The following is a 14,510-nucleotide window of genomic DNA, read 5'->3' as shown; positions in this document are numbered from 1 at the left end:
TTCAGCGCGTCATTTTGAAGAGCGCATTCACCACAGCCACCTGGGATTCGTCCAGCGATGTCGCCGCCACGGTGCCAAAGGCCATGCGGTCGTCGATGGGCCAGATCTGACCGGGGTTGTTCGCGGTCACGTCAGCCGCCAGTGCGGCAGCACGCAGGCTGCCGAAACGGGCATCACTGCGGCCATCGATCTGCTGGTCCAGCGCACCGGCCAGCGAATAGGTCACGTTGCGGATTTCCATCAGGTTGCGCGGCATCGCCACATAGGTGCCGACCGCAGCGGCCGGCTCCGACCAGTTCAGGCTGCTGAAGCACACCTGAACCTCTTGTGGGTTGCCATTGCTATCCAGGTAAACGTAGCGGTCCTGCTGCCCTTCGGTGCGCCCCGTGGGGATACGGATGCCCGCAGCCAGGAAGGCATTGAGCATGTCAGCGCCGCACAGAGGCGTGCCGACAGGCGTCACCGCACCATTGACCCGGCCTGTGGGTGTCAGCGCGTTGTCACCGGGCGGGCGACCCACGCCGTTGAAATACGCCTCGTAAGCCAGTTGCCAACCCTGGATGAAGTCCGTGGACAGGCGTTGGTTGGCAGCAGAGCGCTGCAGGTCGCGGCCCACGGCCACGGCGCCGATCAACAGGCCGATGACGACCAGAACGACGCTCAGCTCCAAGAGCGAGAAACCACGCTGGCGGCGCACACGGGTGCGGCAACTGGATGCAGTGTGAAGTGAGGTCATGGTAGGCGACTCGGTAAGCGTGAAATCAATGGCCAATCGCATCGGCTGCCAGTGTGTTGTTGTTGATCGAGATCGACAGGTCTGTCATGGCACTCGTCCGGGCGGCAAAATCAGTGTGCACCCTCTCGGCCTCATCCAGTGAGGCAACCGCATCAACCTGTGCAAATGCCGCCAGTCCGACGCTGATCCCCGCCGCCACAATGCCCGCCGCAGCCAGCCCGATCTGGAAGGACCTGGCGCCGGCACTCAGCGTGGTGTCCCCCACGGCGGACACCATTTCCTTGGCGGCATCGAGCACGCCGGCGGCAGCACCCGCAATGCCTGCGGCAGCGGCGGCAACGTCTGCCTCGGCGAGTTTGACGGATATGAACAACTGGTCACGGTAGTCGTACAGCGAGCGTTCCAGCACGAAGGCACCCATGGCCGCATTGAAGTGGGCGTGGGAGATTGCGGACAACGCGGCACCGCAATTCAATTCGGCAAACAACTCTGCGTGGCTGGCAGCCATGACGATGTCGTCGTAGGTGTTGGTGACGCGCGTTGCGGCTGCCTCAAAGGTCGGCGCAGCGCTGGTCGCAGTGGCATTTGCGCCATCAAACGCTTGCCCTTCACCATTGGCATCCAGCATCCCCGGAGCAGCGATCACGAACGCCACCGAATGCCTCACGCCACCCAGCGTGGTGGCGAGGCCTCCGGCAGGCGCAGGGATGACGACACTCCCCAGGTTCAGCGCAAGACAGGCGTCGACCAGCGTGGTCGACTTGCCTGCCAGCGGGCACGGTGGATCGTTGGCGGCATCGCACAAGGGATTGAAGATGGGAGCTGCAGGCGGCGCGGATTGCGTCGCGGGCTGGGTCGCCCCCAGCAGGACCGCCGTGGACTGGGGAATGGGCGGCGCGGTGGCGTTGGGACCATCCGCATTCTGAGGCCGGGGCTTCGGCGTGCGGATGCGCAATGGGTTCATCCGGTCACGGGCAACAGCCAGATCCTGGTCCAGTTGAGCGGTTGCCGCATTGGGCTGGCGGTAGACGCCATAGCGCAACGCCTTCGCCTCCAGGCTGGGAATCCCCAACGCTCGCCACGGCAGGAAACCCACCTGGCGCAGCCCCGCGCCGTCGGAGCAAGCCTCCACGCCATTGGCGTCCGCCGCAGGGCAAGGCAGGCGGTAGTTGGCATGCAGGAAGCCCACAAGGGCATCTCGCGCCTGCTGCTGGGCCGTTGTCTGCACCGACGTGACGCGCTGGCGCTCAGCCAGCTGCCAAAGGATCACCGCAGCGGGCAGGATGATCCCCAGGGCCAGAAGCACCACCGACAGTTCGACAAGGGTAAAGCCCCTCACTTTGCGCTTCATGGATTGAGCCCCTTCTCGTCCAGATTGATGGCATTGGTGAGGGCATTCGTGAACGACTCATAGACCTGGATGGCGTAGGTGTCCGCAGCGATGCGCTTCTGCCGCGAGACCTCCAGCGCTGCATTTGCCTCATCAAGTTCTTGGGCCGCGAGCACGGTTTCAGCAATCGATGCGGCCAGGTTCACTGCGGCAATCGCAACGGTAAAAGCGGTCACCCCCTCGGTGTTCGCGGCCGACGCAATGCTCAGCACCCCCCCGGCTGTCGCAAGCGCCAGGCCCATCGCGGCAACCGCCACACCCGTCTCTGCGCTTTGAACAGCCGACTCTGACGCGGTGATGTCGAACAATCGCAGAGACCAATACTCCTGCATCACCCGTGCGGTGTCGTAAGCGGCATAGGCCCCCTGCGCCGCCGCCTGCATTTCGCTCAGGCGGGCCGCGCATCCAATGCGTGCGCTCAGGTCAGATGGACCGACCGCCAGGCTCAGATCGTCGAAATCGTGGGTCTGGGGGCGCCCTGGAAAATCGAATTTCCACGCAGGATTGGCGCCTGCGGCATTGTTGCCATCGAAACGGTTGTTCTCACCGGGATGAACGAGGACGTAAGCCACAGGAATGGAGTCCGTCGCATTCCCCGCAGACAGCGCACCTGTCGCCATGGGGTTGGCAGCGTACTGGCGCAGCACGGCGCACCAGTCCAGGCCGTTGAACACGGCGCGGCGGATGTTTTTTGCCCTGCCAATGGCATTGGTCGCATTCGCCAAGGCGGAGGTCACGCCTGCGCTAGGTGTAAGCCCCGCCTGGTGCGCGGGCACAGCAAGGCCGGTGAACTCGATATACAAGTCCGGGGAAGCCAGTTTTGGGGCGGTCGTGGTATTGAGCGCCAGGTCCATGGACCCACCGCGGTTGACGCCATAGTGGATCTGGTTGAATTGGCTGCCCAGGCCCAGGGTGCGCCACGGCAGGAACACCGCGTCGGCATCGCCGCAGGCCTGGACCCCCTGGGCATCTGAAGCAGGGCACGGCATGGTGCTGTTGGCAAGCACGAAACCTTCCACGGCCGCCTGGGCTTCCGCCAGTTGGGCCAGCATGGCGGGCCGCTGCAGAGGCTCACGCGTGGAAACGACCCAGCGCCACACCAGGACGCCAAGGATGCCGATGACGGCCATTGCCACGGCCAGTTCCACCAAGGACAGGCCGCGCTCCCGGCGCAGAAGAAAGCGCTTCATCGGGTGCCTCCCTTCTGGTCGGCGCGCAGGAGGATTTCCATGGCCCGTTCAATCGGCATGGGCGTAACGGCCCCATTGTTGGTGATGTTGCAAGGTGGCGGGTTGTCCTGCTGGGTCTTGAGCTGCTGGTAGAGGGCCTGGGCATCCGTTTCCCGCTTCTGGGCCACTGTCAGCTCGCTTTGCAGAACCGCGAGTTCTTTGCGCAGCCTGATGGGCAAAAGGAATTTCGCGTTCGGGTCAGGGCTAGTCCTGGACCAACCAAACAGATCCACGACACCAGACAGTACATTGGAGGAAGTGTTGACAGGCCCCAAGGGGCACAGTCCATTGCTCAAAGAGCAACCCTGCTGGATTTCAGTGGCTCCGTTGAAGCGCCGGTAGAGTCCGGCGTCAACCAAAGCGTTGTAGGCCGTTTGGAAAGCCGTGGCCGCTGGCCCCAGGTTAGCCTGGGCGGTGGCCAGATCGCTCTGAGCGGTGGCAAGGTTGGTCTGGGCGTTGTTGCGCTCAGTCACGGCCTTGTCGTACTCTGCCTGCAGCGCCACGGGGTCATTGAGCAGCGTGCGCTGCGAGGTTTTCTCCAGCATGGTCTTTTGCAGCGCCGCCTTGGCAACGGGATCGGTCGCGGCGGCAATCTGCACATTCAGCGCGGCGATGTCCATATTGAGTTGGGTCAGCAATGCTGTTCTGTTGGTGATCATGTTCCCGTAGGACGTGACTTCACCGCTCCAGGATGTCACCGCAGCCTGGTAGTCCGCGATCCGGTAGTCCGCGTTGGTTTTGGCCGCCGTGTAGTCGCTCCAGGTGGTGGCTGCCGTCTGCAAGGTCGCCACCCTGTCATCGATGTTCGTGGAGGTGGCGCCCGCTTTCACATACGCGATCAACAGGTTGATGGCATTGGTCCTGTTGGTGTCTGCATTGTTCACGTCATTGGTTTTGCTCGTGACCGCAGCCTGTTTCGCTTGCCTGGCTGCGATGGCATTGTCCCACTCGGTCTTGGCCGCATTGACCGAAGAGCTGAGGTCGATGGTGGGGCACACCGCGCTCAGGTCGGCACTGCCATCGGCCAAGGCCAGCGCGTTGCCGGCCATCACGGCGGCGACCACGTTCGCCGCGATGGACGCAATATTGAGGTATATCACCCCGCCCGACAGCGCCGCTGCCGTCGCATGGATTCCGATCGCCGCGCAGGCATTCACGGCCAGGCCCAGCGAAGCTGCACAGATCACGGTGTCGGCAACGGCATTGCCGGCGTCCGATATCGTTTCCAGAACCAGGGCCCCTGTTTCCACGGCGGTAATGGCAGCGCCCAGCGCAGCAAACGCCACGGCCTGTATGGCGGAGGCGATGTTGCCCTCGCGCATGTCGTGCACCTGCGTGATCACATCCACCCCCAGGGCCATGGTGTTGATGGAGTCGATCAACGGGTAGCAATGGAATGCGGACAGCAGGCTGGCATGCGAGCGCTCCAGCACGATGTCGTTGTAGAGAGCCAGCACTGGCCGGCGGCCCGGGTCTTCGACCATGCTGTCGCTCCCGGTGTTGGCTCCGTCAAACAGGTTGCCGTCGCCATTGGCATCCCCATTGCCCGGATGCACTAACGCATAGGCCACGGTTCTGACAGGTGTCGAGTTCACCTCCGCCATGCCGGCAGCTGGAGCGATGGCTCGCCCTGCGTCCAGCCGCTGACAGAAGTCCGGCAGCGTGAGGACGTTGGCGGTATAGGTGCCGCCTGTGGCGGTGGTCTCGCGCATGGTGGCGAAGGTGCGACCGGTTTCGTCATACTCCAGCGGCCTCCAGGAGTCGTCCAGCACCGTCAGGCTGTTCGTGCCTGTCCCACGCTGCACGAGGTAGCGCAACTGGCCCACATCCACACCAGCATCGATACCCGCCAGGGCCATGGTGACCGTTGGCAGCCATCCACTTTGGTTGCCGGCGCCACAGTCCGACACGCCATCGCGGTCGATGTCAGGGCAAGGCAGGCTCCCGGCCACCGTGACGTATGCAACGAGGGCCCGGTCCGCTTGCGAAAGGGCCTGGCGCTCCTGGCGGGCGGTGTTCACGGCCGAGCGTTCGCGCCACTGCAGGTAGCCGATGGTTGCAAGGCCCGCCATCACGGAGATCAGCAGCAGCACCTGCACGAGGCCGAACCCGCGTGAGCGGCCGGGCGCTCTGCGTGCGCGGTGGGCTTTGGAGTGGTTTGTCAGCATGGGAGGTATCTAGGCAAACGCCGTTACGGCAGGCTTTTGCGCAGCCAGCCGGCGACCTGGGCCGGGGACTCAGCCACGACCACATCGTCGGAACCGAAGCGCAGGGGCGCCGAGGGGCTCGCAGCACAAGTGCTGACAGGCACGTGGGGAGCATCAAATCGGCTCCCGTCGTTGTCCTTGTCATCCAGCGGCACGATCACCCAATAGGCAGCAACCATGACCAGGTTGCCAGCGCAGTCAATGGCGCCAGCGGGCCCGCCATCTCCGGTGAGGTAGGTTCTGGCCGTTGCCGCCGTTTTCCTGGATGCCGTGTTCAATGCCGCAATCAAGTCTGTGGTCTCACGGTAGTTGGGGCTGGCACTGGCATTGGGGTTGGAAGGATCAGGCACAGGGTCCCCGGTCCGCTCCTTCACCACGGCAAGGTCTGCATCAGCGGTATCCACGACATTGGGGTCACGGAACACCGAATAGCGGGCACGCAACAGCGGCACCGGAAGCTCCAGCCCCACGCTCACATAGGGGAACCAACCGACCTGCGTACCTGTGGTGCAGACCCCTGCGGTCAGTGCCTCGTAGCCAGTGCCGGCAACGCTGCTGTCAGGGCATGGAAGCCGCCCGTGGCGCAGCGCAAAAGCGCGGACGATGGATTGCAGCTGTTGTGCTTCGGCCCGGCCCCGTTCGATCTGCTGTTGCGCGGTCACGGTTTCGTACCCGCTGAACGCAGCCCACGACATCAGCCCCGCCACCACCAGCGCCACGGCAAGCTCCACCATAGTGAAGCCCCCCTGCGCAACACGTTGCGCGGGGGGGTTGCCGCGGGGTGCGGCACAGGTCATTGCGCCTTCCCTGCGGGCGTGGCCCGGCGCGCATAGGTCTGCACGTTGGCGGCCGCAACGCTCATGGCTTCGCTAACGCGGGGCAATTCTTCAAGAATGACGCGACGCCGGGCCACGTCCTTGGGGTCCAGGCTGTTGGAGATGGTCTTCAGTTCGCGGTTGAGCGCCTGGACCTTGGCACTGCCTTCCAGCATCACCCGCAATGCCTGAAAGTAACGCGGATCGAGCTCACCCTGCGACAGGGACTCCAGCTCGTTGAGCGCTGCAATCACTTCGGTGGGCGAGGCGTCAGGCCCCTGTGCCGTCAGCGCAGCAAAACGTGCGCGCACCTCATTCAACCGTTTGCGGCGTTCCTGCGAGCTCATGCCGGAAGCTGGGGCCACAACCGCACTTTCAGCCTGCACCGGTGCTTGGGCAGCGGGCGCGCCAGCCATCGCCAGATCCCGGCCCTGTTCCTTCACACCAGGAACGGTTGCTGCGGGCGATGCCGCCGCGCCTGCCGCACCAGCAGCTACCGGCTCGGGCGCGCCCGCGCTCCCTGTCCACACGCCTACGGCAAAAACCAGCGCCAGCACGAGCAGGCCAGCGGCACCGCCGATCAAAACACCCTTGCGCATCATTGCTCCGTCCCGATTTTCATACCCACGCCAGCAAGGCGGCGTGGAGCAAGCGACTCACACGCCCATAGCACGCTGCAAAACGCCGTATCAGAGGCGAAAAGGCGTTCAGCCTTCATTGCCCGCCCCCCAGCGTATGCCCGACGGACTGCCGCACCAGGTCATACACCGGCAGCAGCAGCGCCACGATGAGGAACAGGAACAGCCCACCAGCGATCAGGATGATCACCGGCTTCAGGATTTCGGCGAGCGACTTGACGACCACTTCCAGGCGCTTGCGGTAGTCCGCAGCCAGGTGGGCCAGTTGCTGGTCCAGGCTGCCGGACTCCTCGCCCACCGAGATCATGCGCACCGCCATGGCCGGGAACCCGCCCACGCGCCGCATCGACGACGACACCGACTCGCCACGCGACACCGATTCGGCCACCTGGATCAGGCGGGTGCGGTAGTAGCGGTTCTTGGTGGCGCGGCCCAGAATGCGCAGGCTGGACACGAGGTCCACCCCTGCCCTCACCAGGATGGACAGATGCTCCGTCATGTGCGCCATGCCCGAGGACACCAGCAGCGTGCGCGAGATCGGCAGGCGGTGCAGCAGGTTGTAGGTGGCCAGCTGAAAGCTTTCCGAACGCTTGAACAGCACCGTGCCGACGATGACCACGATGGCCACCACAAGCAGCACCCAGGGCAGGTGGGTGGAGAGCATGTTCGCGAACGACACCAGGCCCTCGGTGATGGGTGGCAGCTTGGCCTGCATCTGCTTGAACAAGCGCGCCATGTTGGGCACCACGTAGTAGATCCAGAAGATCGCCACGCCGATGATGGTGCTGAACACGAAGGCCGGGTAGATCAGCGCGGTCTTGATGTCGCGCTTGATGTTGATCATGCGCTCCACATGCTCGGCCGCCTCGCCCAGCATGCGGTCCAGCGTACCCGTCTGGTCGCCGATGGAGACCAGGTTGCGCACGGTCTCGGGGAACACGTCGGGGTGGCGGTTGAAAGCCTCGGTCATGCCCACGCCGGCATTCAGGTCGTCGAGCATGTTGCGGGCCACGTAGGCCATGGCGCGGTTCTCGCTGGTGTCGCTTTCGTCCACCAGGGTTTGCAGCGCATCCAGGGCCGGCACGCCGGCACGCATCATGAGGCCCATGTCGCGCAGAAAACCCGCCAGGTCTTCGCCGCGCACCTGGCGGCGAAACACGTGCATGAGCATCTCGGAGAAGAACGCCAGCCAGGCCGGAAAGCGGAACAGGCTGAGCACCGTGCCATCGGTGTCCGACTCGATGCGCATGCGCACCGACACCTCGCGCTTGACCGCCAGGCGCAGCAGGCCGGAACGCACGCCGCCATGCGGCAGCAGCACGCGGTAGTAGTAGGTATTGAGGGATGAGGCCATGGGTGGTGTCCGCCGAAACGACTCAGTCCTCGCCCACCGTGCGCAGGATCTCTTCCATGGTGGTCTCCCCCGCCAGCACGCGGTTGCGCGCCAGGGTCAGGATGGGGCGCATGCCCGCACCCATGGCGCGCTGGCGGATTTCCGCACGGGTGGCGTCGGAGGCGATGGCGTCGGCCAGGTCGCGGTTCACAACCAGCATCTCGTACACCGGCAACCGGCCCAGGTAGCCGCTGTCACGGCAATGGTGGCAACCCGCGCCGTGGAACACCTGCGGCGCCGAATCGGGGTTGGTCAGGCCCAGCCAGCGGCGCTCATCGTCGGTCGCCAGGCGCGGCTTGGCGCAGTGCGGGCAGATGCGGCGCACCAGGCGCTGGTTGATCACCGCCACCAGGTTTTCGGCAATGGTTTCGGTGTCCACGCCCAGCAGCTTGAGCCGGGGCATCACGCCGAAGATGCTGCCCACGTGCAGGGTGGAGAGGACCAGGTGGCCGGTGGACGAGGCATCGAGCGCGGCACGCGCGGTCTCGGAGTCGCGGATTTCCCCCACCAGGATGATGTCCGGGTCGTGCCGCAGAAAGTGCCGCATGGCATTGGCGAACTCGTAGCCCGCGCGGCGGTTCACCTCGGTCTGGCAGGCCACGGGCACGCGGTATTCCACCGGGTCTTCGACGGTGAGCACGTTGCGCTCGATCAGCGGCTGCATGCGCAGCGCGGCATGCAGCGTAGTGCTCTTGCCCGAACCCGTGGGGCCGGTGATGAGGATCAGCCCGTGGGGCTTGGAGAAGGCCTTGGCCATCACAGCCACGTCTTCCTCCAGAAAGCCCAGGTCGGCCAGCTTGTCCAGGCTGCTGCGCTCGGGCAGCAGGCGCAGCACCATGCGTTCGCCGAACTCGGAGATCAGCGTGGACACACGGATCGTGAAGTTGTGCTCCATCACCTGTGCGGTGAAGCTGCCGTCCTGCGGCAGGCGCTGCTCGCTGGCGTCCATGTCGGCCTGCAGCTTGACGTAGACCACCAGGCGGTCGAGCGCGGGCGACAGGGCGAACACCGGGCGCAGCACGCCGTCCACCCGCAGCAGCACCGAGCGGCTGCGCGCCGTGGGCGCCAGGTGGATGTCGGTGGCGCGCTCGCGCACGGCCAGGTGCAGCATGTGCTCGAGCAGGCGCGCGGGGCTGTAGGCGCGGTCGATGTCGGCTTCGAGCTTGCGCACCTCGCTCTCGACCAGGCGCGTGGGCGGGTTGTCGGCAAAGTAGTAGTGCTGCTGGATGGCCTGGGCCACGCTGTCGAACTCGCCCTGGAAAAAATGGCACGACTTGCCCAGCTTGCGCATCACCAGTTCGCGCACGGCGTCGGGCTGGGCATCGCCCAGCACCACTTCGATCTGGCCTTCGTGCTCGCGCACCGGCAAAAAACCGTAGGTCAGGCACAGGGAGCGGTTGAACACCGCTGCCACGGCCGGGTCGGGCTCGGGCATCTCGGCGGCGTTCACGAACAGCAGGCCGCGCTGGCCAGCGAGTTGTCGGGCCACCTCGTTGGCGCTGGCAAAGCCCAGTTCCACGAGCAGGTTGCCCATGGGCACCTTCTCGATCTTCTGCTTTTGCAGCACGTAGTCGATCGCCACGGGCGAGACGACGCCGGCGCTCACCAGGGCGGCCCCCAGAGAGGGGCTCTTTTCCTGCAAGGCAGCCAGGCGGTCGGTGATCGTGGCGCCGGGTGGCAGCGACAAGGCGGCGTCTAGCACGGGGTCAGCGGGCGGATACATGCTGATGCTCCAAGATAAAGAATGTCAGGTCGTCTGGCTTGCCCGTGGGGGCCAGACCGTGTTGCTGCTGGAAGCGGGTGAGCGCCTCCCCCGTCTTGGAGCCAAAGAAGCCGTCGTCCGGTTCACGCGGATCAAGCAGGCCCAGGCCCTTGAGCTTGAGCTGCACATTGCGCGTGGCCTGCTGTGCCACCAGGATGTGGCGCGCCTCGCTGCGGCCCAGCCACGCCACCCAGGCATCCTTGCCCTCGGTGAACCGGCACACGCGGGGGTTGGGCTTGAGCGCATTGGCGGCCGTGGGCTGCGGCAGGCGCTGCACCTGCAGCACGTCCTCTGCCGAGGCAACGGCCTTGAGCTGGGCCTCGCAGGCGGTGCGCGGAGAGGTTTCGGCCACGCTCGACTGCGCAGGGGCTGCGGCCACTGCCGCGGTGGCGGGCTCGACAGCAGCCGGTGCAGCCACTGCGGGCACGGGCTCTGCCGCTGCGGGGATCTGTGCTGCAGGTACCGGTGCAATCGCAACGGCGGGAGCGTCGGGCGCAGGTTTCGGCGCAGGGGCCTGGGGAGATTTCGCGGCCACACTGGCTGCAGGCGGTGTGCCGCCATCGAAAGAGGACAGCCCCCAACTGGCCAGCGCCACGGTGGCCGTGGTGCCGGCGGCCAGGCCGGCGGCAATCCAGGCCCAGCGGCGACGCGGGCGTGCGACGGCGGCAGCGATGGTGGCGGCGTCATCGCCCAGCGCCGGCATGTCCGATACGGCGCGCTGCACCAACGCCTCGGTGATCACCGAGCCGCGGGTGCTGGCCAGCCCATAGAGGCAGCGGTCAAGCACCAGGTGGATCTGGCGCATGTTGCCCTGCGTGACGCGGTAGACGATGTCCACGGCGGCGGGCTCGATGGACAGGCGCCCCTCGGCCCCGGCAGCATTGACACGGAAGTCGAAGTACCGGGGCATCTCGTCCTTTTGCAGGCCGGACAGGCGGGCGTGCTTGACGATGCGGCTCTTGAGCTGGCGCAACTCGGGCGCGGCCAGGGTCTCTTCCAGCTCGGGCTGCCCCACCAGCAGGATCTGCAGCAGCTTCTCCTGCCCTGTTTCCAGGTTGCACAGCAGGCGCACGAGTTCGAGCGACTGCACGCTCAGGTTCTGCGCATCGTCGATCACCAGCAGGCTGGTTTCGTCGGCCTGGTGGCGCTCGATCAGGAATTCCGTCAGCCGGGCCAGGCCCTGCTCCACCGAGTCGCTGGGCGGCAGGCCGAAGTCGCTCTGGATGGCCGAAAGCAGTGCGCTGTCCTGCAGGAAGGTGTTGAGGATCAATGCCGAACGGCAGTTCTTGTCCTTGAGGGTATCGAGCAGGCGCCGCACCATGGTGCTCTTGCCCAGGCCCACCTCGCCGGTGAGCAGCACGAAGCCCTTGCGTGCCTCGATGCAGTGCGCGACCTCCGCGAAATCCTCTTCCAATCGGGGCGTAAAGAAGTACGACCCCGCGTCCGGCGTGGGAGGGAAGGGATTGCGCGACAGACCCAGCGTCGCGTAGACAGGGCTGGTGCTCATTGGCGGGCGTTGGGGGTGAACTGGCCCAGGGCAGAGCGCAGCGCGGCAGAGTCGGGGGACAGGCGCAGTGCGCCGTCCAGCGTGGCACGCGCCTCTTCGGGCTTGCCCTTGCGGCTGTGGATGCTGGCCAAGTTGATGGCCGCTTCCTCGTCACCGGGCATGCGGTCCAGGATGGCGCGGTACTGCTCGGCGGCGGCGGCATCGTTGCCACCGCGCAGGTCGAACCAGGCCTGGGCGCGCAGCAGGCCCAGGGAGCCGGCAGGCAGGCGCGACTTGAGGGCGGCCAGCTCCCGTTCGGCATCGGCGGTCTGGTTGTTCTTCATGGCGGCCACGAAGCGGGCGAAGCGCAGCTCCACCGGCGTGTCGTCCACCACCGGTGCGGGCGGCACCACCGCCACGGGCGGGGCGACTGCACGCATGGCACGGGCGGGGCGCGGCGCGGCCGGGCGGACGTCGCCCTGGCCGGTGGCAGCCTGCGCCACCACCACGGCGGGTGCGGGCACCGCTGCGGCAGATGGGGCTGGGGCGGCCTGGACCTGTGCGGCCGGTGCCGGCGCCATAGGCATGGGTGCCACCGCAGAAGGCATGGGAGCCGGCGCCGTGGCGGCAGACACCGCAGCGGGCTGCACGCTGGCGGCAGGCAAATCGACCACCGGCGTGGCGCCGCCAACCACCGGCACCTCCACCAGCGGCTGCGAGGCCGCCAGTGCCGGCAACGTGGCCACCGGCGAGGCAGGTGCCGCGACAGCCACCACGGGCGGCAGCGGCCTGGGTTGCTGCTGGCTTTGCCACAGCGCCCAGCCCAGGCCACCAGCGGCCACCACGATGGCAAAGGCCAGGGCACCATCCAGCCAGGCTGGGCGACCGCCGCGCGGGGCGGTGGCAGCGCGGGGCCGGGCCGAGGCAGCGGGCGCAGCAGGGGATGCCGCGGCCGTGTCCATGGATTTCAGTGCGTCGTGGATGAGGCTCATAGCACACGCACCCGCAGCACGATCACCAGCTCACGGCTGTTGTGCACCTTGTTCTCATTGCCGAACAACTTGCCCAGCAGCGGCACGTCGGAGACACCTGGGGCACCGCGGTCGTTGTTGGAATTGCGCTGGTCGATCAGGCCGCCCACCACGACCACGTCGCCATCGCCCACGTTCAGCGTGGTGGTCAGGCCCTTGTAGCTGACCTTGGGCAGCGATATGAGGTTCTCGCCGCCCACCGCCACCAGTTGCAGGCTGGCCGGGTCCACATCGCTCTGCATCGGGTTGAGCATCAGCTCGATGCGGCCGTCTTCACGCACCATGGGCAGCACGCCGACCATCACGCCCGAGAACACCGTATCGGTCTGCACGCTCGACGATGTGGTGGATGCGCCGCCGCCGGGTACCGTCTGAGTGGAGGCCGATTGCGATACGTAGCGCGAACTGGTACCCACCGACAGCAGCGCCGGCGTGCCGTTGCGCACCTGCACGTTGGGGTTGGACAGCACCTTGAGGTTGCCGAAGGCGCGCAGCGCGTTGATCACGATGCCGTAGTTGCTGCCCTGGTAGGAGGCGCCAAAGGCGGGGCCGGTCAGGCTGCCGATGAGCGCGGCCGGGATCGAGATGGCGCGTGCAGGGTAGCCGTTGCCTGCATTGGGCAGCGTGCCGCTGCTGCCGCCCAGCTGCATGGGCGAGGAGCCGAAGCCCGTGGCCAGGCGGCTGCGCAGCGAAGTCCAGTCCACGCCGAACTCGAAGTTGTCACCCAACTGCACGTCGATCAGCTGTGCCTCGACATAGACCTGCTTGCCCAGCACCTTGTGGATCTGGGCCAGCATCTTTTCCACCGTGCGCATCTTGGAAGGACGCGCCTTGACGTAGAGCGTGCCGGTCTGGGGGTTCAGGGTGAAGCCGCCCTCTTCCCGGATGGTGGTCACCGACGGGCCTTGTGCGCCGGGACCCCGGGCCACGTTCGCCGCGCCGGTTCCGTTGGGGGCAGGCGTTCCCGTCCAGGCCGAGGGCGTGGATGGGGAATAGCCCGGCGCCTGCGCGTTCGCGCCCTGCTGCTGCTGTTCCAGCCGGTCCTTGACGTCGTCTTCCAGAAGGGCCTTGAGCGCACTGGCCACGTCGGCGTAGGGGTCGGCAGAGCTGCCGCCGGAGCCCGACATGGTCAGGCTCCCCTGCTGGGCGCCCGAGCCGCCGCTGGAGCCACCGCCCCCACCGCCGCTGCTCCCCCCGCCGCCGCCATTGCTGCTGCCGAACACATTGCCGCCCGACCCCATCTGGATGCTGGACTTGGTGTTCAGGAAGTTGAGCGAGAAGAACTTTTCCTCGGTCAGGCTCACCCGCAGCGTGTTGCCGCGGAACTCGCCCGCCACATCGTAGGTGCGCATCACCTCGTTGAAGCCTTCGCGCAGGGTCACCTGGCGCAGGTACATGTCGGCCAGCTGGCCGCCGCGCAGCACGTTGGGGTCCACGATCAGGTTGAGGTTGCCGGCATCGGCGAATGCGCCCAGGATCTGGCTGATGCTGGCCTTGGACATGGCCACGTTGATCAGCTTGCCTTCCAGCGGATCGAACACGGGGGCCATCGGTGCGATCACCGGCGCCGGGGCGGGCCTGTTGAGCTCCGCCAGCAGCAGTTGCTGGTGTTCCAGCAGGCGCTTGGCCTCGGCCACCGCGTTCTCGCGCATCTGGTCCGCGGCTGCCGTGTCCGGAGCAGGCAGGCTGGCAACGCTGCGCGGTGGACTGTTGGCGCACCCGCTGAGGATGAACGCGGCACACACCAGAGCCAGGGGCTTGAAGATCGGAGGATGGGTCATATCGCTGTCCTTGGCACCGCTTGGGTGAGTCATGGATTTCTT

General features: G+C 66.3%; 11 protein-coding genes. All 11 read right to left on the bottom strand.

What is annotated here, in order from left to right; translation table 11 throughout:
• Position 1: 1 nt before the first annotated feature.
• Complete coding sequence (locus tag U5N23_RS07200) at positions 2 to 736, bottom strand: prepilin-type N-terminal cleavage/methylation domain-containing protein (protein WP_322592121.1); 735 nt, start codon at positions 734 to 736, stop codon at positions 2 to 4.
• A 25-nt stretch (positions 737 to 761) separates the two neighbouring features.
• Positions 762 to 2,087: a type II secretion system protein gene (locus U5N23_RS07195; protein WP_322592120.1), complete on the bottom strand. Its 1,326-nt coding sequence runs from the start codon at positions 2,085 to 2,087 to the stop codon at positions 762 to 764.
• Complete coding sequence (locus U5N23_RS07190) at positions 2,084 to 3,316, bottom strand: prepilin-type N-terminal cleavage/methylation domain-containing protein (protein ID WP_322592119.1); 1,233 nt, start codon at positions 3,314 to 3,316, stop codon at positions 2,084 to 2,086. Before U5N23_RS07190 ends, U5N23_RS07195 begins: the two co-directional genes overlap by 4 nt.
• A complete protein-coding gene (locus U5N23_RS07185) occupies positions 3,313 to 5,523 on the bottom strand; it encodes a hypothetical protein (protein ID WP_322592118.1) in 2,211 nt (736 codons plus the stop codon). The genes U5N23_RS07190 and U5N23_RS07185 overlap by 4 nt, the downstream gene beginning before the upstream one ends.
• 23 nt (positions 5,524 to 5,546) lie before the next feature.
• Positions 5,547 to 6,359 (bottom strand): prepilin-type N-terminal cleavage/methylation domain-containing protein, encoded by an 813-nt coding sequence (locus tag U5N23_RS07180; RefSeq protein ID WP_322592117.1) that lies wholly within the window; start codon positions 6,357 to 6,359, stop codon positions 5,547 to 5,549.
• Positions 6,356 to 6,976 (bottom strand): hypothetical protein, encoded by a 621-nt coding sequence (locus U5N23_RS07175; RefSeq protein ID WP_322592116.1) that lies wholly within the window; start codon positions 6,974 to 6,976, stop codon positions 6,356 to 6,358. The genes U5N23_RS07180 and U5N23_RS07175 overlap by 4 nt, the downstream gene beginning before the upstream one ends.
• A 115-nt stretch (positions 6,977 to 7,091) precedes the next feature.
• Positions 7,092 to 8,369 (bottom strand): type II secretion system F family protein, encoded by a 1,278-nt coding sequence (locus U5N23_RS07170; protein WP_322592115.1) that lies wholly within the window; start codon positions 8,367 to 8,369, stop codon positions 7,092 to 7,094.
• 22 nt (positions 8,370 to 8,391) lie between these two features.
• Positions 8,392 to 10,131, bottom strand: a complete 1,740-nt coding sequence (locus tag U5N23_RS07165; protein ID WP_322592114.1) for a GspE/PulE family protein — start codon at positions 10,129 to 10,131, stop codon at positions 8,392 to 8,394.
• Positions 10,115 to 11,677 carry an ExeA family protein gene (locus U5N23_RS07160; protein ID WP_322592113.1) on the bottom strand — a complete coding sequence of 521 codons (1,563 nt, stop codon included), beginning with the start codon at positions 11,675 to 11,677 and terminating at the stop codon, positions 10,115 to 10,117. The genes U5N23_RS07165 and U5N23_RS07160 overlap by 17 nt, the downstream gene beginning before the upstream one ends.
• Entirely contained in the window at positions 11,674 to 12,648 is a 975-nt protein-coding gene (locus tag U5N23_RS07155; RefSeq protein WP_322592112.1) for a tetratricopeptide repeat protein, read from the bottom strand. Before U5N23_RS07155 ends, U5N23_RS07160 begins: the two co-directional genes overlap by 4 nt.
• Entirely contained in the window at positions 12,645 to 14,468 is a 1,824-nt protein-coding gene (gene mshL, locus U5N23_RS07150) for a pilus (MSHA type) biogenesis protein MshL (protein WP_322592111.1), read from the bottom strand. The genes U5N23_RS07155 and mshL overlap by 4 nt, the downstream gene beginning before the upstream one ends.
• Between the last annotated feature and the right edge of the window lie 42 nt (positions 14,469 to 14,510).

The organism is Acidovorax sp. (assembly GCF_034519795.1).
Lineage (GTDB): Bacteria > Pseudomonadota > Gammaproteobacteria > Burkholderiales > Burkholderiaceae_C > Acidovorax.
The sequence above is the reverse complement of the archived record's forward strand: the minus strand, read 5'-3'. Positions and strand labels throughout refer to the sequence as shown.

Coding starts and splice junctions, on each gene's coding strand:
- U5N23_RS07160 (WP_322592113.1), bottom strand. CDS start 11,677: ATGAGCACCAGCCCTGTCTACGCGACGCTGGGTCTGTCGCGCAATCCC.
- U5N23_RS07190 (WP_322592119.1), bottom strand. CDS start 3,316: ATGAAGCGCTTTCTTCTGCGCCGGGAGCGCGGCCTGTCCTTGGTGGAA.
- U5N23_RS07180 (WP_322592117.1), bottom strand. CDS start 6,359: ATGACCTGTGCCGCACCCCGCGGCAACCCCCCCGCGCAACGTGTTGCG.
- U5N23_RS07200 (WP_322592121.1), bottom strand. CDS start 736: ATGACCTCACTTCACACTGCATCCAGTTGCCGCACCCGTGTGCGCCGC.
- U5N23_RS07195 (WP_322592120.1), bottom strand. CDS start 2,087: ATGAAGCGCAAAGTGAGGGGCTTTACCCTTGTCGAACTGTCGGTGGTG.
- U5N23_RS07170 (WP_322592115.1), bottom strand. CDS start 8,369: ATGGCCTCATCCCTCAATACCTACTACTACCGCGTGCTGCTGCCGCAT.
- U5N23_RS07165 (WP_322592114.1), bottom strand. CDS start 10,131: ATGTATCCGCCCGCTGACCCCGTGCTAGACGCCGCCTTGTCGCTGCCA.
- U5N23_RS07175 (WP_322592116.1), bottom strand. CDS start 6,976: ATGCGCAAGGGTGTTTTGATCGGCGGTGCCGCTGGCCTGCTCGTGCTG.
- U5N23_RS07155 (WP_322592112.1), bottom strand. CDS start 12,648: ATGAGCCTCATCCACGACGCACTGAAATCCATGGACACGGCCGCGGCA.
- U5N23_RS07185 (WP_322592118.1), bottom strand. CDS start 5,523: ATGCTGACAAACCACTCCAAAGCCCACCGCGCACGCAGAGCGCCCGGC.
- mshL (WP_322592111.1), bottom strand. CDS start 14,468: ATGACCCATCCTCCGATCTTCAAGCCCCTGGCTCTGGTGTGTGCCGCG.